Source organism: Lawsonella clevelandensis (genome assembly GCF_001293125.1).
In the GTDB taxonomy this organism is placed as follows: domain Bacteria; phylum Actinomycetota; class Actinomycetes; order Mycobacteriales; family Mycobacteriaceae; genus Lawsonella; species Lawsonella clevelandensis.
On record NZ_CP009312.1, the window covers coordinates 1,187,532 to 1,208,035 of the forward strand.

The 20,504-nt window shown below is 59.3% G+C and carries 16 protein-coding genes, 1 tRNA gene and 1 pseudogene; 11 read left to right on the forward strand and 7 right to left on the reverse strand.

Annotation, left to right across the window (positions count from 1 at the left end; translation table 11 throughout):
• Window positions 1-26: 26 nt before the first annotated feature.
• A complete protein-coding gene (locus IY73_RS05035) occupies window positions 27-419 on the reverse strand; it encodes a hypothetical protein (protein ID WP_053962133.1) in 393 nt (130 codons plus the stop codon).
• A 102-nt stretch (window positions 420-521) separates the two neighbouring features.
• Here IY73_RS05035 and IY73_RS05040 point away from each other — a divergent pair, with 102 nt between their 5' ends.
• The 7 genes from IY73_RS05040 (at window position 522) to trpA (ending at window position 10,483) form a co-directional block, all read left to right on the forward strand.
• A complete protein-coding gene (locus tag IY73_RS05040; RefSeq protein ID WP_053979008.1) occupies window positions 522-2,426 on the forward strand; it encodes a hypothetical protein in 1,905 nt (634 codons plus the stop codon).
• A 51-nt stretch (window positions 2,427-2,477) separates the two neighbouring features.
• Window positions 2,478-4,109 carry an acyltransferase family protein gene (locus IY73_RS05045; RefSeq protein WP_053979009.1) on the forward strand — a complete coding sequence of 544 codons (1,632 nt, stop codon included), beginning with the start codon at window positions 2,478-2,480 and terminating at the stop codon, window positions 4,107-4,109.
• A gap of 252 nt (window positions 4,110-4,361) precedes the next feature.
• A complete protein-coding gene (locus tag IY73_RS05050) occupies window positions 4,362-5,882 on the forward strand; it encodes an anthranilate synthase component I family protein (protein ID WP_053979010.1) in 1,521 nt (506 codons plus the stop codon).
• 2 nt (window positions 5,883-5,884) lie between these two features.
• Complete coding sequence (locus IY73_RS05055) at window positions 5,885-6,592, forward strand: anthranilate synthase component II (RefSeq protein ID WP_053962137.1); 708 nt, start codon at window positions 5,885-5,887, stop codon at window positions 6,590-6,592.
• Window positions 6,589-7,611 (forward strand): anthranilate phosphoribosyltransferase, encoded by a 1,023-nt coding sequence (gene trpD / locus IY73_RS05060; RefSeq protein ID WP_053962138.1) that lies wholly within the window; start codon window positions 6,589-6,591, stop codon window positions 7,609-7,611. The genes IY73_RS05055 and trpD overlap by 4 nt, the downstream gene beginning before the upstream one ends.
• A gap of 3 nt (window positions 7,612-7,614) precedes the next feature.
• Window positions 7,615-9,630 (forward strand): tryptophan synthase subunit beta, encoded by a 2,016-nt coding sequence (trpB, locus tag IY73_RS08735; RefSeq protein ID WP_082346587.1) that lies wholly within the window; start codon window positions 7,615-7,617, stop codon window positions 9,628-9,630.
• On the forward strand, window positions 9,623-10,483 hold the full coding sequence (trpA, locus tag IY73_RS05070) for a tryptophan synthase subunit alpha (RefSeq protein ID WP_082346588.1): 861 nt from the start codon (window positions 9,623-9,625) through the stop codon (window positions 10,481-10,483). The genes trpB and trpA overlap by 8 nt, the downstream gene beginning before the upstream one ends.
• Before the next feature lie 112 nt (window positions 10,484-10,595).
• Here the strand turns inward: trpA and IY73_RS08440 are convergent, their stop codons facing one another.
• Window positions 10,596-10,742, reverse strand: a complete 147-nt coding sequence (locus IY73_RS08440) for a hypothetical protein (protein ID WP_158408649.1) — start codon at window positions 10,740-10,742, stop codon at window positions 10,596-10,598.
• 561 nt (window positions 10,743-11,303) lie between these two features.
• On the opposite strand from IY73_RS08440, the gene IY73_RS05080 reads away from it, so the two are divergent.
• Window positions 11,304-12,749 (forward strand): tryptophanase, encoded by a 1,446-nt coding sequence (locus tag IY73_RS05080; protein WP_053979011.1) that lies wholly within the window; start codon window positions 11,304-11,306, stop codon window positions 12,747-12,749.
• Between the two features lie 502 nt (window positions 12,750-13,251).
• Here IY73_RS05080 and IY73_RS08640 read toward each other — a convergent pair.
• From IY73_RS08640 to IY73_RS05100, 4 genes and pseudogenes are all read right to left on the reverse strand, one after another.
• Window positions 13,252-13,809 carry a hypothetical protein gene (locus IY73_RS08640; protein WP_053979012.1) on the reverse strand — a complete coding sequence of 186 codons (558 nt, stop codon included), beginning with the start codon at window positions 13,807-13,809 and terminating at the stop codon, window positions 13,252-13,254.
• Between the two features lie 207 nt (window positions 13,810-14,016).
• Window positions 14,017-14,295: pseudogene (locus IY73_RS08820) on the reverse strand (GIY-YIG nuclease family protein); the annotation flags it as partial.
• The gene (locus IY73_RS05095; protein WP_053979014.1) at window positions 14,276-15,556 is read right to left on the reverse strand and encodes a glycosyltransferase 87 family protein; all 1,281 of its coding nucleotides are present in this window, start codon (window positions 15,554-15,556) and stop codon (window positions 14,276-14,278) included. The pseudogene IY73_RS08820 and the gene IY73_RS05095, both read right to left, overlap by 20 nt.
• A 74-nt stretch (window positions 15,557-15,630) precedes the next feature.
• Window positions 15,631-15,704: transfer RNA gene (locus IY73_RS05100), tRNA-Gly, on the reverse strand.
• A 240-nt stretch (window positions 15,705-15,944) separates the two neighbouring features.
• Between IY73_RS05100 and dcd the strand changes: the two genes are divergently transcribed.
• The 3 genes from dcd (at window position 15,945) to IY73_RS05115 (ending at window position 18,886) form a co-directional block, all read left to right on the forward strand.
• Window positions 15,945-16,538, forward strand: coding sequence for a dCTP deaminase (dcd, locus tag IY73_RS05105; protein ID WP_053962144.1), 594 nt, complete (start codon window positions 15,945-15,947; stop codon window positions 16,536-16,538).
• A gap of 204 nt (window positions 16,539-16,742) precedes the next feature.
• Window positions 16,743-17,264, forward strand: coding sequence for an RNA polymerase sigma factor (locus tag IY73_RS05110; protein WP_053962145.1), 522 nt, complete (start codon window positions 16,743-16,745; stop codon window positions 17,262-17,264).
• 2 nt (window positions 17,265-17,266) lie between these two features.
• Window positions 17,267-18,886 carry a hypothetical protein gene (locus tag IY73_RS05115; RefSeq protein ID WP_053962146.1) on the forward strand — a complete coding sequence of 540 codons (1,620 nt, stop codon included), beginning with the start codon at window positions 17,267-17,269 and terminating at the stop codon, window positions 18,884-18,886.
• Window positions 18,887-19,010: 124 nt separating this feature from the next.
• Here the strand turns inward: IY73_RS05115 and nrdF are convergent, their stop codons facing one another.
• Window positions 19,011-20,030 carry a class 1b ribonucleoside-diphosphate reductase subunit beta gene (gene nrdF / locus IY73_RS05120; RefSeq protein ID WP_053962147.1) on the reverse strand — a complete coding sequence of 340 codons (1,020 nt, stop codon included), beginning with the start codon at window positions 20,028-20,030 and terminating at the stop codon, window positions 19,011-19,013.
• Window positions 20,031-20,504: the final 474 nt, after the last annotated feature.

Genomic DNA, 20,504 nt, shown 5'->3' on the forward strand with positions numbered 1-20,504 from the left:
TTCCGGGGCAGCGATGAGCGCGGAGGCTAGCTGAACCCCATGGCGGTGAGTAGCCGAACATCCCGGTTGCGGGGGAGTGCGCAGGTGTGACGGGCCAGGTTGAGGAAGGAGGGGGATTCCATCTCAACACGGTCGGAGAGTTTTCCTTCCAGGTGGAAGTCGCGCCGGGCTTTCGCCTGGTCGGAGGCAAGGGCACTGGCTTCGTGGTAGCTGCGGAGCAGTTTGTCGGCCGCGGTCTTTTGGTCTGCGGTGGAGAGGGAGGTGAAGCGCGCGCAGGTGATATTGACGTTGGTAGGGACACTGTCCGCGGGGGAGGGGGTGCGGGAGGCGTTCTGGTCCGGTTGTGCACAGCCGGCGAGGGCGAGGGCACAGGCGCTCACGCAGCTCAGGAGGCGGAGCGAGGTCTTTCCGAAACGCATACTTTTACTGTAGTGACGCCACTCCACATTTGGCGGTATTTCACACGGTGAGGGGTCCCTTCCCAGGCTGCTGGTGCTGGCTATGATGAAGGTGTGTTCCCGGTGTTGTCGCGCCCTGCGCTGTCATCTCGCCGCTACTGGGTGATGGCGGGGGTGCTGGTCGCGGTCGCTGTTCTGCTACATACGGTGGTGGTGGCGCAGGGGTCCTTCTCTACCGATGATCTTGTTCTTATTGGCCACTACCAGCATTGTGGTCTCTCCTCCATGTGCCTGTTCTGGAACCATCATGGGCATTTGATGCCGGGGGCGTTTCTTCTGTCGGGGCTAGCCACCAGGATGGCGCCCGTGCAGTGGTGGCTGCCGGCGCTACAACTGGGCCTGCTACATAGTATTGCGGTGTTGGCGACGTTGCGGATGGTGACGGTGATAGGCGGTAAGCGCTGGCTGTCGCTGGCGGCGCTGGGGATGGTGCTGTTGTCTCCGGTGGCGCTGCCGTCTACGGTGTGGTGGTCGGCGGGCCTCACGTTTCTGCCGTTGTGGGCAGGGTTGGCGTGGACGGCGGCGGATACGGTGGTGCTGTGCCGGTCCACGGATGTGGATCGCCGTCAGCTGCTGATGGTGCGCATTATCTTGGTGTATTTGCTCACGCTCTTCTTCTATGAGAAGGCTGTGTTGATTGCGCTGGTAGTGGCGCTGATGGCAATGGGCTGGGTGGTGTTGCCGACGTCCCACCAGCGGTGGGTGGCGGAAATTACCGAGCAGGTGCGCCGCGGCCGTCCGTTGCTGGCTGGTTTAGTCATGACTAGCTTCCTGTGGATGATCGTCTACTTTTCGACGCTCCGGGAGACCCCGCCGGCACACGAGTTCGCGCAGGTGCCATCGCTGTTGGGGCGCACGTTGACGCATGGGGTGGTGCCGGGGGTAGTGGGTGGCCCGTGGCGTTGGGAGATGCCACTGCCGGGCGAGCCGGGCTTGCCGTGGGCGCACCCGCCGCTGGCGCTGCTCATTGTGGCGGCGGTGGTGGTGGCCGCCATTATTGTGGTGACGCTCTTGTGGCGGAGCCGCAGCTGGCTGCTGTGGACAGTGTTTGTGCTGGTGGTAATCGCAGAACAGCTGCCGATCCTGCTGGCTCGCAGTACTGCTGACACTGCCCCACAGGTGGTGCAGTCCTTCCGCTACATGCCGGAGGTGGCGGTGCTGTTCGGCATTACTATGTTGATGTTTCCGTTGCTCACCCATGTGGAGCCGAGTCGGGCCAAAAACTACACCCGCTTCCGGGAGACTCTCCACGCCTGGCACGATAAGCTCCCCACCGCTGTCGCCCTGCTGAGCACTATTGTGGTGGCGGGATCGTTGGCCAGTACCGTCACCTTCAACCACCTGTGGCGGCAGAACCCCACCGGCCCATATCTTGCGAATGCGGTGCGGACGATCTCCCAGCATGGGGGGAGGCTGCAGCCGCAACCGTTAGCCGAGCATATTCTCTCCTCTGTGGAGTACCCGAATAACCTCACTTCGCGTGTGTTCGGGGTGCTTCCCCAGCACCCCATATTCTCCACCTGGACGACTACTCCAGCGTTACTAGATGAACAGGGTGTGTTGCGGCCGGCAGAAGTGCAACCGGTGACGCATCTACAAGGGTTGCCCGCCCAACCTGCGGCAGGGATCCCTAGTGGTACGTCCGCTGGTACGTCCGTTGGTGCGCCGGGCGGTCCGAGTTGCCTGGCCGCCCCTGTCACCGGAGTGAGCCACCCCTTCACCAGCCCACTCGTGTACTACACGTGGGATGTGGAGCTGCACTATACGGCAAGCATCTCCGGCACAATTGAGGTGACCTTCGATAGGGGTGAACGGGTACGGGTGCCGGTGCAGGCCGGCACCCACACTGTGTGGTTCCGCATGGCGGGAGCGGGAGGCCAGATGACGGTACGGCTGTTCGACCCTGCCATGGTGTTCTGTCTCAACGACGCACAAGTTGGTAGCCTGGCACTACCGCCACAGAAGTAGCCCGGCATGATATCCCAGAATGAACCCGAGCCTGGAGAAAGGGGGAGACCTATGGCAGACAGCGGCCACCCCACACCAGCTGCCGGCATCCCCGCCGTCACCCCGCATCCGTTGGACGCGGAACGCTCCGCCGCCTTCCTCATGATGGGCTCCGAACCGGCTTTCGAGCGCAGCGAATCTCACCCCCAGGGCCGCCCCCCCGTCCGCACCCCTTACCCCTTCGAGGTAGAGCCGGACACTCCCGGCGCGGAAACCCTCTTCCTGCGGTACGACTCCGCTTTCGACCGTGGCAGTGAATCCCGCCACAATGCTGCCTCCGTCTCCCGCACTCTCACCCGCGCGGAGGAGGAAGCCCGCCAGCGCGCTATCCAGGCTGCCGAGGAGGCCCGCAAGCGGGAGGAAAGAGCCGCCGCCGACGCCCTCTCCGCCAGCCCCGCTGTGGCCCTCTCGCCCACCCGTAAAGCAGAGCGGCGGGCCCGCCAACGCCCAGTGCGGCATGCGGAGAACCTGTCGGGGCCAATGCCGGCCCTCACCGGGGTGCGCGCCTACGCGGTGCTGTTCATCGCCATCAACCATGCAGCTTTCGCCACCGGGCATTTCCGCCTCAGCTACATGGGCGGGGTATTTGACCGTATCGGCACCCTCGGGGTGGCCGCTTTCTTCCTGCTCTCCGGATTCTTCCTCTTCCGGCCCTGGGTGCGTGCCATGGTGGAGCGACAGGAGGACGGGCAGGTGGGGCCCACCCCTACGCTGCGCAGCTACTTCTGGCATCGCTTCCGCCGCCTGGTGCCCGCCTATTGGGTGGCGGTAGCGCTGGTGTTTGGGGTGTTCTATGGGCAGGAGTCGCTGGCGGGGAATGCGGAGACTACGGGGGATGTGATCCGCCATCTCACTTTCACTCAGATCTACGGCTTGGGGCACTATCACACTGGTTTCACCCAGTCCTGGGCGGTGTGTGTGACTGTCTCCTTCTACCTGCTGTTCCCTATCATTGCGCTGCTAGCGGTGCATGTGGTGAACCGGCGGAGGTTTAGCGCGTTGGGGACCTTGTTGTTCCTGTTAGTGTGGGCAATGGTGTCCCAGGTGTGGGATGTTGTCACCCGCACCTACCGGGTGGTGGATGTGAGTTCCCGCACCTGGCTGCCAGCCTTCCTCGTGTGGTTTGTGGTCGGCATGATGATGGCGGTGCTGTCGGTGCGCATTCCCCGCTACCGCCAGTCGGCCATTACCCTCACGTCGCTGTTGGCAGGGGTTATTGCGTTCTTCTGTTACGTGGCGATCAATGTGGGTGGGGAGCCGGCGGTGGTGCCGGCGGACGTCGCCGACGCGTGGGGCCGTGGTTTCTTCGGCATGATGACCGCCTGCGGGTTCATGGTGCCGCTTATTTTCGGTGATCCAGAGGGTGATGGGGTAACCCGCAACTACCATGCGTTGTTTACAGCTGGTCCGGCCGTCCGCTTAGGGAGAATTTCTTATGAATTCTTCCTGCTGCACATGCTGGTGATGGAGGGAGTCATACGCGTCCTCAACTACCCCGCGTTCACCGGAAACTGGCTGTTCGTGACACTTTTTGTAGTGGTGGTGACGGTACCGCTGGCGTGGCTCCTCAACCGCGCACTCAGTGGGCTGACCCACTACTCCCCCTCCTGGGACCGCACCCACCGTGTTAGCAGCTCCCCGTAGCGTATTGCTATAGTCACGATATGACTAACGCCTGTGGACCTTGCCGCGAATCCCTCTGTGGGTTCGCCCTGTCGTCCTGGCGATGGCGCGGTACCTTCTGCTCTGCCTAAACGCAGCGGCTGCACCTAGCGCCCCTTCTCCCGCACACGGTCTTCCCGTTGCTCTCGGCAGACAGCAGTGGACTCCCCCGGTCTTTGTACCGGGCTATATTCTGCCCACCATCCTCGCACGAGCAACAGGACACCACCTTCCATGACCACCACCAGCTTGGCCGACCTCCATTCCCTCCTCGACCACTCTGACTACCGCCGCGTTCCCCTCGCCCGCACGGTCTACTCCGACCACACCACCCCGCTGCGCCTCATCGCCGCCTTGAAGGAACGCTATTCCCACATTTTCCTACTGGAGTCCCTCAGCGACCCGCAACACCGCGGCCGCTACACCTTCCTTGGCTACCAGCCTTCCCTCACCGTCACCGCCCACGCCGGCACCGTCACCATCACTCCCTTCGACCACGAGGACCAGGCAACCACCACCACGGAGCTGCCCCGCGACGTTATCGCCCGCATTATCGACGAACACCACAGCCCGCACCTGCCGGAACTGCCGCCCTTCACCGGCGGGCTCGTCGGCTACCTCGCCTACGACTATTTCGCCGTCCACGAACCCGCCCTCCACCTGCACGGCACGGACGACGAAGGCTTCCACGACCTCGACCTCATGCTCTTCGAGAACATCATCTGCTTTGACCACCTCACCCAGCACATCGTTCTCATCACCAACATTCCCAACGAGAACCTCGACGCCTCCTACCAGCAGGGCCTCCGCACTTTGGACGAAATGGAAAACCTGGTCTTCCAGCAGCCCACCCAGCCGGTAGAACCGCTGCAGCTGCACGGACCCCTTATCCCCGATATGGACTGCGAGCAGTACTCGGCTATCGTGGAGCGCGCCAAACGCCACCTCTTCGAGGGCGACATTTTCCAGGTGGTGCTCGCGAACCGACTGCAGGCCCCCGCCAGCGGCTCCCTCTTTGACGCCTACCGGGTGCTACGCACCACCAACCCGTCGCCCTACATGTTCTACTTCACCAGCCCAATGGGGGAGATCGCGGGTGCCAGCCCAGAGACCTTGGTGTCGGTGCAGGACGGGGTTGCCAAAACCTTCCCGCTGGCCGGTACCCGCCCGCGCGGCGCCACTGCGGAAGAGGACGCCGCCCTGGAATACGAGGTGCTCCACGACCCCAAGGAACTGGCCGAACACTACATGCTCGTCGACCTGGGACGTAATGACCTGGGGCGCTTTGCCGCCCCTGGGACGGTGAAGGTGACGGAGCTGGCGCAGGTCCACCGCTACTCGCACGTTATGCATATCGGTTCCGTGGTGGAGGCGAAGCTAGCCGAGGGAGCGAACGTCATCGACGCAGTGGGCTCGGTACTACCGGCTGGCACACTCTCCGGCGCCCCCAAGATTCGCGCCTGCCACATTATTGACGAGCTGGAGGGGGTGCGCCGCGGTGTCTACGGCGGTGCCCTGGGCTACTTTGACCTCACCGGCAATATGGACATGTGCATCGCCATCCGTTTCGCCTACAAGCGCAACGGGGTAGTGGCGGTGCGCTCCGGTGCCGGCATTGTGGCAGACTCCGTCCCCGCCACCGAATACCAAGAAACCATCAACAAGGCGAAGGCTGTGGTGGAGGCGCTGGAACGCGCTAACGGAGGGCTCCCCCACGAAGCTGGGGTGGTCGCGAGCCCAGAAGAGGAGCGCTAACCATGATCCTCCTCATCGATAACTTCGACTCCTTCACCTACAACCTCTACCACTTTGTGGCCGGCTCCCCTGCCCTCCAGCAGTACGCGCACCAGCACCGGGACATGCAGCAACGCTGTGACATGCCGCAGCGCTGTGCTGAACGGGAAGGGAATGGTGACAGCAACGGTGCTGGCAGTGCCACCGGTGTCGCTGGGGGTAAGCCAGCAGTGCAGGTGGTCCGCAACGACGCCGTCACCCTGAACGACATCCGCCGCCTCCATCCGCAGGCCATCATCCTCTCACCCGGCCCCGGCCGCCCCGAAAACTCCGGCATCTGCCCCGCCGTCATGCGGGAGCTCACCGGCGAGTACCCCATCCTCGGTGTCTGCCTTGGCCACCAGGCACTCTGCCAGGTCTTCGGCGCTACCATCACCTACGCCGACGAACTCCTCCACGGCAAAGCCAGCCTCATCACCGTCGACCCCACCGACCAACTCTTCCAGGGGCTGCCGGAGCGCGTTGTGGTGGGCCGCTACCACTCCCTCGTCGCCGACCCCGCCACCATGCCGGACGAGCTGCGCATCACCGCTCGTGCCGACGACGGCGAAATCATGGCCGTCACTCACACGGAGCACCCCACCTACGGTGTGCAATTCCACCCCGAATCCATTCTCACCCCCCAAGGGCAGACCATGATCGACAACTTCCTCCACAGGAGCCTCGCATGATTAAGGATGCACTCGACCAACTAGTACGAGGGGAAAACCTCTCCGCCCCCACCATGCGCCACATGATGGACGAAATCATGACCGGGGAAGCCTCCGGCATCATGAAAGCAGCCGCCCTTACCGCCCTCTCCATCAAAGGCGAGACCGTGGAGGAAATAACCGCTGCCGCCCAATCCATGCGCAACCACGGCACCCGCATCGACCACAACCGGGACCTCCTGGAGATCGTCGGCACCGGCGGAGACAAAGCTTTCTCCTTCAACATTTCCACCACCTCCAGCTTCGTCATCGCCGCGGCAGGGGTGCCCGTCGCCAAGCACGGCAACCGCTCCGCCTCCTCCAAGTCTGGCGCCGCCGACTGCCTGGAAGCCCTAGGTGCCCGCCTCGACATCAGCCCGGAGGGCAACCTCACACTACTCGACGACGTCAACATGTGCTTCTTCTTCGCGCAGCGCTACCATTCCGCCATGAAAAACGTGGCTGCCGTCCGCTCCGAACTGGGCATCCGCACCATCTTCAACGTACTGGGGCCGCTCACCAACCCAGCCGCCGCCAATATGCAGGTGCTGGGTGTGTATGACGAATCCCTCGTCCGCCCCCTCTCTGAAGTGCTCGACAACCTGGGGGTGCGCCGCAACCTGGTGGTCTACTCCCAGGACGGACTGGACGAGATCACCTCCTCCGCCGACAACACCGTCTGCGAATGTATCAACGGCGTCTTTACCGAATACACTCTCGCCCCGGAACAGTTTGGTCTGCAACGTGGTACCAAACGGGACCTGGTAGGCGGCAACCCGGCCGAGAACGCTGTCATCACCCGCCAGATTCTGGACGGGCAGCCTGGCCCCAAGCGCGAGACCGTCATCATGAACGCCGCCGCGGGCATCTACCTGGCAAAGCAGAACACCACCCTGGAGCAGGCAGCGGAAATCGCCGCCGAGATGATCGACTCCGGCAAGGCCAAGGCCAAGCTGGAGGAGTTCATTGCCGCCACCAACGCTGTGGAAGAAGGAGAGTAACCTATGACGATCCTGGACGACATTGTGGCGAAGACCCGCGAACGGGTCGCCGCCTTCAAGGCGGAGACAGACCTTGCCGACCTCACCCAGCGCGCCCAGCAGGCCGCTGAGGAGCGCCTGGCTACCGGCCGCGCCGGCAACTTCTACCGGGCTGTGGCCGCCCCTGGTGTGTCCATCATTGCGGAGGTTAAGAAGGCGAGCCCCTCGAAGGGACTTATCAGCTCTGACTTCCCCTACTTGGAGATCGCACGCGACTACCAGCAGGGTGGCGCCCGCGCCATTAGTTGCCTCACCGAACCGGATTTCTTCCAGGGCAGCCCCCAGTACCTCCAGGAGATTGCCGCTGACCTCACCATCCCAGTGCTCCGTAAGGAGTTCATTATTGATGATGTGCAGATCGAGGAGGCCGCTACCCTGGGTGCGGCTGCAGTGCTGCTGATCGTCTCCATCCTGGAGGAGGAGGATCTGGCCCACAAGATTGCGCTGGCCGAAAGCCTCGGCATGGACGCACTGGTGGAAGCCCACGACAATGTAGAGGTGGCGCGGGCTCTCGCTGCTGGTGCGCGAATCCTCGGCATCAATAACCGGGACCTGCGCACCTTCGAAGTGGACTTGACGACTACGGCCCGGCTGCGCCAGGAGGTGCCGCTGGATGTGCTGTTCGTCGGCGAATCCGGGGTGCGGGATTCTGCCGACATGTTCACTCTGCGGCAGGTCGGCGTGGATGCGGCCCTCATCGGGGAGACCCTCATGCGGTCCCCGGACCGGGTGCGGGCGCTGCGTAACCTGGCTGCTGCCTCCACCCATGTTGCGGAAGGCGATCCCACCAACCCTGAGCATCCGGGCCGTTTTGGCGTGTTTGGTGGCCAGTACATTACCGAGACGCTGATGCAGGAGCTGCATGATCTGGAGTCCTCCTACTTTCAGCTGATGGCCGACCCAGAGTTCCGTGGGGAGCTCACCGAGCTTTTCCTCAACTATGCGAACCGCCCGTCGCTGCTCTACTTTGCAGAGCATATGACGGAGGATTTGGGCGGCGCTAAGGTCTATCTGAAGCGAGAGGACCTGAACCACACAGGTTCGCACAAGATTAACAATGTGTTGGGGCAGGCGCTGCTGGCGAAGAAGCGCGGAAAGACCCGCCTTATCGCCGAGACGGGTGCTGGCCAGCATGGGGTGGCCACCGCCACCGCCGCCGCACTTCTTGGCATGGAGTGCGAGGTGTTCATGGGTAAGGAGGACACCGACCGCCAGGCTCTGAACGTGTACCGCATGGAGCTGCTAGGGGCGAAGGTGCACGCCGTCACCGAGGGATCCCAGGTGCTGAAGGATGCCGTGAATGCGGCCATGCGCGAATGGGTGAGCCGCATTGACGACACTCACTACTGCCTTGGGTCGGTGATGGGTCCCCACCCGTTCCCCATGATGGTGCGTGACTTCCAGTCGGTGATCTCGGAGGAGGCCCGCCGGCAGATTCTCGAGGTGGAGGGGCAGCTTCCCGCCGCAGTGCTGGCCTGCGTGGGCGGTGGCTCCAACGCAATGGGCATGTTTTACCATTTCATTCCGGACGCCGACGTGCAGCTTATTGGTTGTGAGGCGGCGGGTCGCGGTGTCGATACTGACCAGCATGCGGCAACGATGGCGAGGGGAGAGATAGGAGTCTTTCATGGCATGAAGTCCTACTTCTGCCAGAATCAGGATGGCCAGATTGACCAGGTGTACTCCATTTCGGCGGGCCTGGATTATCCGGGTATCGGCCCGGAACACGCCTACCTGCGGGACGCAGGCCGCGCCCAGTATGTGCCTATCACTGATGATGAAGCGGTGGCAGCCTTCGAGTATCTAAGCCGGGTGGAGGGAATTATCCCGGCAATTGAATCCGCCCATGCGGTGGCGTATGCCCGGAAGTTGGCTCCCACGCTGAGCCCGGATGAGTCGATCATTGTTTGTTTGTCGGGTCGCGGTGATAAGGATGTTGCCGCTATTGCTCGTTACAAGGGAGTGGATATTCATGAGTAACCCTGCAACCTCCGCCACAGCATCCACCCAGACCGACGCTGCTGCACATGCCGTGGAGCCGGTACAGCCGACCATCGCCTCCGCCTTTGCCGATCGCAAGGCTCTCATCGGCTTCGTCACCGTCGGCGACCCTACCCTGGACACCACTCGCCAGCTGGTTATCGGCATGGCCGAAGCGGGCTGCGACCTGGTTGAGCTAGGTATCCCCTTCTCCGACCCGGTCGCGGAAGGTCCCGTCATCCAGGAAGCATCGCTGCGTTCTTTGCAGGGCGGCACCACTTTGGATGGCATTTTCGGGATGGTGGCGCAGCTGCGTGAGACCTGCAGTATCCCGCTGGTGTTCATGGGCTACATGAACCCGGTGCTGCACTACGGAATGGACCGCTTCTTCGCTCGCTGCCGGGAGTTGGGAGTTGCGGGCATTATTGTGGCCGACGTCCCTTACGAGGAGCGCGACGAGGTGGCCGATGTGGCGGCCCGCTATGGGGTGGACGTCATCTCTATGCTGGCGCCCACCTCCGATGAGCGTATTGAGCGGGTGGCGACGGGTGCCCGTGGTTTCCTCTACCTGGTGTCCTCGCTGGGTGTGACGGGTATGCGCAGCGAGATCACCACCGACATTCCTGCGATTGTGGAGAAGATCCGCGAGGTGACGGACATTCCTGTGGCCGTTGGTTTCGGGATTGGTTCGCCGCAGCAGGCGCATGCGATGGCGCACGCATCCGATGGGGCCATTGTGGGCTCGGCTATTGTGCGGTTGATCGCCGAACATGGCGAGAATGCGGTGGAGCCGGTGAAGGAGTTTGTAACCAGTCTACGGGCCGGCATCGATGAAAGCCGACTGCCGTCCTAAGGTTTTCATGAGTGGCGTTGGCGCTAGCGGGCGTACAGTCTCGCTACAACCGATGTAGGCCGCTTCCCCGCTTGAGGGGCTAGTGGCCATTACCGGTATTACTAGCTGTGAGTTACTTGTTTTGGGGTGCGAGGGTGTGGCCCTTAAGCATGAGGAGGGTGAGGGCTTTGGTGGATTGTGCGTGGGGGACCATGTGGTCGTAGAGCTTCGGGGATTCTTTGATGGAGGCCATCAGTGGGTCCCACTCGAAAAATTGCATGCCTGCAGTGGTGATGTTCTTTTTAATATCACTGTTAAGGAAGGTCGCGTCGTTAGCTCCACCCAAGTACACGACAGGAAGTGCTGAGGTGTTACGAGTGGTGAAATGACGTGGGTTGGGGGAAGCGTTAACTACAGACGATGAAGTCAGAAGGGCAGTGGCAACTGCTACAGCTAGTACTGCAGTGCGATGTTTTTTTTGAACATAGGGGAGAACTCACTTGAGGTGTAGGAAGTGGGGAGTTTGAGACGCGTCCTGTTAAGGAGAGGGAGTGTCCTGATTGACTATGTATGTAGTTCGGAAGATCAAATGTCGTCAAGAATTTATGGGTGCATAGGGCAACAGTGTTATAGGGTGGCTGACCTCGATGCCTGGTATCTGCTTGTTCTGGAAATTATACGGATTAAATACTGCTGTTGCCATAGGTTTCCTCAATGGTCGATAGGGGAGGTGATCGCTTTGTAGCATGAGGGCAGTCAATTTTAAATGCCTAGTGCACTGTGTATACCTGGTTTACATTCTCAAGTCATACGATCTGGTGCCACGCCTTTTGGAGTATCTATGGCGAACGTAAAGTTCTACGCTGGCGAACAAATCCCTCTCGAAATGCACAAGGTGCGCATTATTCAGCGCCTCAACCTGCCGGATGTGGAACAACGCCACACCGCTATCACCGAGGCCGGGAATAACACCTTCCTTCTGGGTACCGAGCATGTCTTCCTCGATATGCTCACGGACTCTGGTGTGAACGCCATGTCCGACCGTCAGCAGGCTGCCATGATGCTGGCTGACGACGCCTACGCTGGCTCCCAAACCTTCAAGCGTCTCTCTGCTCGCGTTGAAGAAATTTTCGGAACCCCCTACTTTTTGCCTGCTCACCAGGGCCGTGCCTGTGAGAATATCATCGCCCGCACCTATGTGAAGCCGGGCCATGTGGTTCCCATGAACTATCACTTCACCACTACGAAGGCGCACATTACCGAAATGGGTGGAGAGGTGCTTGAGCTCATTCGTGAAGAGGGCCTGGAGGTGGAGTCCGACCTGCTCTTCAAGGGCAATATGGATATTGACGCGCTGCGTTCCTTTATTGCCGAGGACCCGGAGCGGGTTCCGTTCGTTCGTATGGAGGCCGGCACCAACCTCATCGGTGGCCAACCGTTCTCCCTGGAGAACCTGGAGCAGGTGCGGGATGTCTGCCGCGAGTACGGCCGGATGCTGGTGCTGGATGCTTCGCTGCTCTCCGACAACCTGTACTTCATTAAGACTCGTGAGGAGTCCTGCAAGTACCTCTCTATCCGCGAGATTACCCGTCGTATTGCCGCCTGCTGCGACATTATCTACTTTTCCGCCCGCAAGCTCGGTTCTGCCCGCGGTGGCGGCATTTGTACCACGAACGAAACCTACTTCCGTCAGATGCGTCCGCTGGTGCCGTTCTTTGAGGGCTTCCTCACCTACGGCGGTATGTCGGTACGTGAGATGGAAGCGCTCACTGTGGGTCTGGAAGAGACCATGGATGAGGAGATGATCAACCAGGGGCCGATCTACATTGGCTACATGGTGGATGAGCTGAAGAAGGCGGGCGTGCCGGTGATTACTCCTGGTGGCGGTTTGGGCTGCCACGTGGACGCCATGCGGTTCTGCGACCATATCCCGCAGGAGGAGTACCCGGCAGGTGCGCTGGCGGTGGCTTTCTATCTGGCGTCCGGCTGCCGCGGTATGGAGCGTGGCACCATGTCCGAGCAGCGTAATCCGGATGGGTCGGAGGAGTTCTCCAATATGGAGCTGTTGCGCCTGGCGCTGCCGCGCCGCGTCTTCACCCTTTCCCAGGTGAAGTACGCAGTGGACCGTCTGGTGTGGCTGTACGAGAACCGTCATCTTATTGGTGGTCTGCGCTTCACGGAAGAGCCGGAAGTGCTGCGCTTCTTCTATGGTCGTCTGGAGCCAACCTCCGATTGGCAGGAGGCGTTGGTGGCGAAGTACCGCGCAGACTTCGGAGACAGCCTCTAGGTCCAAGGGAAGTAACATCGCTGCAGTTCAAAGGATGTTTTTGGCTGCTAGACGTGTGCCTTTGGTAAGTGTGTCAAGTTTTTGGAACCGTCTATAACTATCTAGTGGGTGACGGAAACCGTATTTTCACTGTCTAGAATCGAGTTCTTTTCACAAGGAGCCTACCGGGCCAACTCGGTAGGCTCCTTATTTTTAAATAGAAAAATGACAACTAGTCATGCGACCACATTATGCCTCTATAGTTTCGAAAATAACATCAATAGAGATAGTTATAGTGTAAAAACTGTGAAAATAAGAAGTTTCAATACTATTAAAAATAGGTAATTATTAATATAGATTGTTTTTCTCTACTGTTAGGGGAAAGAAAATCACTCCCATGAACATCGGTCTCCTTCCACACAACTAGTGAAAGGAGACCGATGTTCACCCCAATCGCTCCCCCCGCATTGCGTGGGGCTTAATTGGTAAGCAGTTGCCGAGATCGCGCAGCAAACGATTCAATTTAGCCGTAATTCTTGGCGATACGGTTCACTACCTCTTGTACAAGTTCCTGACTGTGCCAACGCTTGAACATGCCAGGGCGGCCTTCTCGCATGATGCGAATGGCATATTCGCGGGTTGATTGAAGATAGTCTGGGTTGTTTTCGAGAACGTACTCTACTTCACCAATGGGAATAACCATTGAGCTTGCGGGGACTGCATAGTTAAGGGGGCCAATGAGGTAAGCCAAAGGTCCAGCCTCGAAATTCTCATTCTCTTCAATCCATTTCTCAGTTGTCGGCATGAAATTAAGAAAGCTACACAGTTCTGCTTCCTGGTCAGTCTCTATGGCATGACGAGGAAAGTACTCGAGTTCTGTTGTGCCTACATTGAGCGTTGCAAACCTACCACCAGCTGTGGAGGGATAAGCCGAAAGAGTCCAAAAGCGTCCGACGGTTTGTGCGGGGGAAGGAATGACGTTTGCCACCACGTAGGCGAGATCATCCAAAACTAGGTTGTAGAGTTTTCTGTCACCTTTGGCGTAGGTATTTTGATAGAGCCTGAAGCGAGGTGTTGCCATGGCCAAGAGCTCCTTATCCCAGCCGTAGTCGGCGTCTCCGAGGGCCCAATGGCGCTGTTGTTCGACTGTCACGACCTCGTCGAGTGGGGTGGGCTCAGTGTGACCACTGTTGAAGATCTTATTGCGGAGTTTGATGCCTTTTGCCCGTCGTCGTTGGATCTCCTGGTATTCGGCGGTGTCCAGATCCTCATTGGGGAGGGCCTTGAAGGAGAGCGCGACAATATCCTGCCAAGCTTTGTGGTGTTTGGACCCATGGACGTGAGAGGTGAAACGGTGGGCGATGTTAACTGTTTGCCCGACATATTGCTCCCCATTATCAAATTCGAGGACGTAGATTCCGCGCTTGTCGGTGAGGTCAAAAAGGGAGGCTACGCTGCTAACCCCTGTGATGGGACCATCTTGTGAAACGAGCCATATCTCACTAGTAGCAAAAACTGTAAAGATATAGTCTCGTTGGACTGTGAGGTTAGTCGCGTTCTGGCACAGGCTTCTTTAGTGCGGTGACTTTCACTACCGCATCACGCATTTCGCTGGCACGGGAGAATGGTCGCAGTGCTAGCAGTGCAATGAGCACCAGGAGTGTCCACAGCACATAGGATTCGCCCACGATGTGTTGCCAGGGGGACCAGGCGAGTTCCCGGTGCTGGTCGCTGGGTAGGTGGGCGTAGGGGTTGGCGTAGAAAATAATGATGCCCAGCCCGCTGAGGACGCCCCATACCCAGCGGGCGGGGGTTTGTTTGCAGGCCCACACGGCGAAGAGAGCGACTAGCGGGATGGCCCAGGTCCAGTGGTGTTCCCAGGAGACGGGGGAGCAGAGGTTGGCGGCCAGGCCGTTGACCATGAGTGCGGCGAAGTGCTGGCGTGTTTTCACGAGCTGCCAGACGATGACGGCGACGGCCAGCCCGGCGATGAGGGCGACGATGAGCCAGGCGACGGAGAGGGTGGTGTCTTCCAAGCCGAAGCGGGCGAGGAGGCCGTTGATGGATTGGTTGCCGGCATAGTCGTAGTTGCCGATGCGTTCCCCGTTGGTGATGATCTCGGTCCAGTAGAGCTTGGCGGTGCTGGGCATCACGAGGAAAGCGATGAGGTTGTAGGCGACGAGGGAGCCGACGGTCATGCCCATGGATTTCCAGTCGCGGCGCCAGAAGAAGTAGAGGAGGAACACCATCGGGGTGAGTTTGATGGCGATGGTGAGTCCTACTAGTGCGCCGGTCCACCAGCGGCGTTGGGGGGTGAGGCAGTCGAGGACGATAAGTGCCATGAGCAGCAGGTTGATCTGCCCGAACCCGAAGGTGTCCCCGATGGGGGCGGTGAAGAGACTAGCGATGATGACGCCCCAGAGGACGATCTCGTGCCAGGGCTTTTCGGTGACGGCAAAGCCGTAGGTGCGGAGGGCGTTGAGGGTGTAGCGGGCGACGACGTAAAGGGCTACCAGGGAGAGCAGGGTGAAGAGGACGGAGCTGGCCTGGTAGGGGAGGAGGGCGAAGGGGATGAAGACAAGGACGGCGACGGGTGGGTAGGTGAAGGGGAGGTGGGCGCCTTGGTGCAGGGTGGGGATCTCGCCGTAGAGGTAGCCTCCGTCAAGGAAGTAGCGGGCGCCGGTCCAGTAGACGTCAAAGTCGATGTGGTAGCTGGGGAATTGTCCTTTGGCGGGGAGAGCTACCATGAGGAGTGCGGCGATGAGCATGAGTGGGAGGGTGCCTGCCGCATATTTGCCGTTCTGACCGAGCCATTTTTCGCGCCGCATGCAGCCTGTCCCATCTGTGTGTACGGAGTCGCTGTGATGTTTTGAGTGCTGAGGGTGTCTACAGAAGCGTGGAGTGGAGCCGATGACGGGAATCGAACCCGCGTATTCAGCTTGGGAAGCTGATGTTCTGCCATTGAACTACATCGGCGGAGGCTGGCTACGGTTCCACAACACCACGTTTCACGCTGTTTCACGACGAGAAACATAGTTGCGGGAAGTGCCGCCTTTCCCAGACTAGCAGCCTGAGCTTCTCCCGCTAAACCCACACGGCCCATATTGCGCTGTATTGTTCTTTTTCTCACCCGGTGACGGGTTCGGTGGCAGTCGGGTGGCGAGATGGCGCGGCGGAATAGTTCTGATGGGGCGGTAAACAGGTTAGGCTAGGGTCGTGCTACTTTCAGATGTCGATTTGCGTGCTGTCATCACCTCTGGGGATCTCGCTCTGGAGCCTTATGATGCTACCCTCGTGCAGCCTTCCAGTATTGACGTGCGCCTGGACAGGTTGTTCCGTATCTTCAACTCCACTCGCTACACCCATATCGACCCCGCTGTCCCCCAGCCCGACCTCACCACTTTAGTGGAGGTTCCGGAGGGGGAGGCGTTCATTCTGCACCCGGGCGAGTTTGTGCTGGGGTCCACACTGGAAGTAGTGAGCCTCAGTGATGGTCTGGCAGGCCGCCTGGAGGGGAAGAGTTCCCTGGGGCGCCTTGGCCTGATGACGCACTCCACCGCAGGGTTTATTGACCCCGGTTTTTCGGGACACATCACCTTAGAGCTGTCGAATGTGTCCAACCTGCCCATCAAGTTGTATCCGCAGATGAAGGTGGGCCAGCTGTGTGTATTCCGGCTGAGTTCCCCCACGTCGCAGCCGTACGGCTCGTCGGTGTTGGGTTCGAAGTATCAGGGGCAGCGGGGTCCCACTCCGTCGCAGGCGTGGAAGAATTTCCGCACTGATGGCGACGGCACCGTCACCCCCCTCTAACCTCAGCACGGTCCGCGAGTTCCTATTGTGCCCCCGGGAGGCCCCTGCGTAGGTACGGAACTGTCATCGGTAGCTCCCCGTCTCCCCCATCGCTGCGACCCTATCAGTGAGTATTTCGGCCTAAGGTGTAACAATTCCCGAGCGGAAGGCACGAATGGGGCGAAGGTATCCGCAACCCACAAGGTTCGATCGTAAACTAGACATATGACTGACGCGCTACAAGAGGAGTGGTTTAGAGCTGCGTATCAGCAGTCCTACCAGCCTGTCGTGGCATACCTACGGCGCCGCATTCCCAGCAACGATGTTGAGGACGTGCTGTCCGTGGTGATGACGCGAGTCTGGCAAACCCGAGACACAATTCCGCCCAATCTTCTGGAAAGTCCACTTCCGTGGTTTTTCGGAATCGCCCACAACGTTGTGAGCGAGTATTTCCGTTCGTCAACCCGCCGTAGCGACCATGAAACCATCATGGATCCCGGCGACGTGGCGGGTGGTGGTAGCTCCACCGATGTGGCCGAGGGGGTGGTCGAGAGTTTTCGGGTCAAAGCAGCCCTAGCCCTCCTGTCCGACGCTGACCGGGAGATTCTTCTGCTGGCCGCGTGGGACGGTCTCACTACTGTAGAGTTGGCGTCCACGCTGCAGGTGAAGCCTGCTGCCGCCCGTGTTCGCTTACATCGTGCCCGTATCCGGTTCGCGGAAGCACTACACACTGTAGAGGAGCAGTAATCGTGTCTCACCCCGAGAAACCAAAGTCGCCGCTCCGCTTCCAACCTCTTGGTGAAGCGGATCCCGAAGCTTGGCGCCGACTACAGGCCGCTGACTCCGTCTTTCGTCATGCGGGAGGTGATGGGCCCCTCGAGCAGCCCAACATGGATCTACTCGACAACATTATTGCTGGGCGGACCTCTGCTGAACTACCCACCAGCTGGGCAGCAGAAGGCACCGCCACTACCCCCAGGGCGGTCACCCCCATCCGTCCCACCAGCGTCCACGATGGTGTGCTCACCCTCGGCAGTAGTGACAGCTACGCGATGGTGCGTGATACCGGGAATCTGGCCGGTGTGGCCAAACCGCCCACCCCTACTCCCGTGGAAGCGCCCGAAGTGCAGCGCGTCTTGGACGATGAAGCTAACGCCCCCGATGCCACCACCTCGCAGCACATTATCATCAGCATGGCTGCTGAGCGGGAAAAGCGTGATAAGCAGCGCCGCTCCCGTGGCCCCTTCTTCGGAGGCATCGCTGCTGCTGCCGCTGCTGTCGCCGTCCTTGTCGGGGTCGGCCAGGTTGTTCCCAACACTCCTACCGTGCCGCGCGCAGAGGCTCAAACGTTGCTTCGTAACGCCGGTGCGGAAGCGCGCCATACTGCTGTCAATGTCCAGCAGCTGCCTAACGCAGCACTTCTGCTGCACCGCCGTGAAGTGGTACGCCACTTCAACAATGACGGCATTATCTACAATGTCACAACCAACCAGCGCATCATTATGGACGCCAGCAGGGTAGAAACTCAGGTGTCTCAAGGTGAACTGAGTTTCGATAGTCCCGCCGCTCAAGCGAAGTGGAAGAAAGCCGGTAGTCCTACGCTCTTTGGCGTAGGTAAGGGATACACCAAGCGTGGTACCCAACAGGTGCAGATAGGTGGCGCCACTCTTAATGTGGCGGCATTGTCGTCATGGCCTACCGAGCCCAATGGTCTAGAAAATGTTCTTTCCCAGGCCATCCCTGGTGTGCAGCCGTCTCGCTCGGCGTTGCTGCTGCTCACGATCCCAGGACTTGACGGCCCCCTCTACCATGGCCTTTATCAGGTTATCGCACGTGAGGCTGGCAGTACGGTGGTTCCTGTCCCGCAGCGTCTTGTGGGAGTTGTTCCAGATGGTGCGGTGACGGTACGTTTTGCCCCCAACAAGGTGTCCACAACTACCGCCACCCTCACCTTCGATCCGAAGAGTGGCCAGGTGTACGCAGTGGAAGGTGCTACTCCGCAGGATACGCTGGTGTTGGTGGAGGCGACCGGTTTCTTGAACTGTGTGGACACGGAGGGGCCGCGGGGGCCGAAGAATATTTATCTCGGCTGCGCCACGGGTGCTTTTATGCTCACTAATGTGTCGTGGCGAGAGTGGGCGAGCCCCACTGCCACCGGCCGTGGCACCGCTGTCATCAATGATTGTGAGCCTTCCTGCGCAGAAGGGAAGAAGCATGAGGTTCCCGTCATTGTGAAACTCTCGAATAGGGAATCCTGCGGCTATGGGGTCACCATATACACGACCCTCGACGCTACTTTCCCGGAGGGGACAAAAGGCCTTGCCCCGCGTTCTATCCACGAGTCCTTCCCCTGTCCTATTTCGCACTAGTACTGCATCTGCAACTTTTTGTGGAGAGAGCGAGCGGCGCAACTCCTGCCGCAGGAGTTGCGCCGCTCGTGATCACACGTGAAGGGGAAGAAGATCCTTAACCCCGTGGAGAGCCCCAGGAATCCTAGAAGGCCCAGTCGTCATCAGTAGTATTTTCTACCTCGCCAATGACGTAAGTGGAACCGGAGCCGGAGAAGAAGTCGTGGTTCTCCATATTGTCGGAGGCGATGTAGCCCATTACACCTGGATCAACATGGCATACGTCAGCAGGGTAAAGAGGCTCGTAACCTAGGTACTTTAGAGTTGTGTTGGCATTGAAGTGACTGTAAGAGATAGCCAGCTCAGACCATCCGACTTCATCGTAGAGCTCGTGGAGGAAGGCTTCTTCAGTGGCGGTTAGCTCCATGAGGTAGTCGAATGTCATCTCCTTATAGCGTTCCTGCTCCTCTGGGGACAGCGGTTCTAGCATCTTCTGGTATTTGTAGCCAGTGTAGTAGCAGTGGACTCGCTCATCGCGGAAGATGAGGCCCAGCAGGTCGGCGGTGTTAGGTAGCTTGTTGCGGGAACCCATGTAGAAGGGGGTAAAGAAGCCAGTGTAGAAGAGGTAGCCCTCCAGCATGGTGCCGGCAATCTTGCGCTTAATCGGGTCCATATCGGTGTAGAAGTTCATCTGGATGCGGGCCAGGTTCTGCACCAGCTCGTTGTTCTCTGTCCAGCGGAAGATAGCATCGTTTTCTTCCTTCGAGCAGAGGGTGGCGAAAATGGAGGAGTAGGACTTGGCGTGTACGGACTCCATGAACACGATGTTGGAATAAACGGCTTCTTCATGCGGAGTGAGGGCGTCGCCCACCATGGCGGTGGCGCCCACAGTGGACTGGATAGTATCCAGCAGAGTGAGCATGCCGTAGGTGTTCTGCATGACCTTCTTTTCCGCCTCGGAGAGGTCATTGTAAGACTTGACGTCGTTGGACAGCGGTACCTTCTCTGGTAGCCAGAAGTTTTCGGTGAGCTTGTCCCATACTTCCTTGTCTTTCGGATCCTCGATGTTGTTCCAGTCAACGGGGCTGGCTTTAATGGTGTTGAGGATGCGGTCGGCTTTGTGGCCAGCAGCAATTTGAGCGGGGGTGAGAACCTCAAACGGCATGTCGCATGCGTCCTTTCCGTAATGGTCGTCTCCACTGAGCCACGTGGCAGCAGGACAGTCTCTGCGGCGTCAGCAGCGAGCGTGGAGGGGTGTCGCGCTCGCGGATACTTCCATAATACAAGCGCCTAGGGATGTTGCGAAGGATCTCACGTGTTCCGATATTTCTGAGCTAGGAGTGACGGCGCGTTGCAATAATCCCCAAAAAGTCAAGAAATGTCGCACATCTCACAAAGGTCTTGACAACTGGAGAGACATAGAAATCTATCTTCGAATTACTAAACATCGTGACGTAACAGAATATGGAATTCTGTAACCATATGACGAGTTTGTACAGCTCAATGCCGTAAAACGAAATTATTATTAATTGTAGAGAGTGAATTGATAATGGGCAGTTTCTGCCCGTTTATTTTGGAATTTTGGCCAAAGTGTCCCACTACGTGGCCAAGATCTCATTTTTGTTGCTATATGAAGTGA

Excerpts from the sequence above, each read along its gene's own strand:
- IY73_RS05035 (WP_053962133.1), bottom strand. The coding sequence starts at position 419 with ATGCGTTTCGGAAAGACCTCGCTCCGCCTCCTGAGCTGCGTGAGCGCC.
- IY73_RS05045 (WP_053979009.1), top strand. The coding sequence starts at position 2,478 with ATGGCAGACAGCGGCCACCCCACACCAGCTGCCGGCATCCCCGCCGTC.
- IY73_RS05050 (WP_053979010.1), top strand. The coding sequence starts at position 4,362 with ATGACCACCACCAGCTTGGCCGACCTCCATTCCCTCCTCGACCACTCT.
- IY73_RS05055 (WP_053962137.1), top strand. The coding sequence starts at position 5,885 with ATGATCCTCCTCATCGATAACTTCGACTCCTTCACCTACAACCTCTAC.
- trpD (WP_053962138.1), top strand. The coding sequence starts at position 6,589 with ATGATTAAGGATGCACTCGACCAACTAGTACGAGGGGAAAACCTCTCC.
- trpB (WP_082346587.1), top strand. The coding sequence starts at position 7,615 with ATGACGATCCTGGACGACATTGTGGCGAAGACCCGCGAACGGGTCGCC.
- trpA (WP_082346588.1), top strand. The coding sequence starts at position 9,623 with ATGAGTAACCCTGCAACCTCCGCCACAGCATCCACCCAGACCGACGCT.
- IY73_RS08440 (WP_158408649.1), bottom strand. The coding sequence starts at position 10,742 with ATGCAATTTTTCGAGTGGGACCCACTGATGGCCTCCATCAAAGAATCC.
- IY73_RS05080 (WP_053979011.1), top strand. The coding sequence starts at position 11,304 with ATGGCGAACGTAAAGTTCTACGCTGGCGAACAAATCCCTCTCGAAATG.
- IY73_RS08640 (WP_053979012.1), bottom strand. The coding sequence starts at position 13,809 with ATGGCAACACCTCGCTTCAGGCTCTATCAAAATACCTACGCCAAAGGT.
- IY73_RS05095 (WP_053979014.1), bottom strand. The coding sequence starts at position 15,556 with ATGCGGCGCGAAAAATGGCTCGGTCAGAACGGCAAATATGCGGCAGGC.
- IY73_RS05110 (WP_053962145.1), top strand. The coding sequence starts at position 16,743 with ATGACTGACGCGCTACAAGAGGAGTGGTTTAGAGCTGCGTATCAGCAG.
- nrdF (WP_053962147.1), bottom strand. The coding sequence starts at position 20,030 with ATGCCGTTTGAGGTTCTCACCCCCGCTCAAATTGCTGCTGGCCACAAA.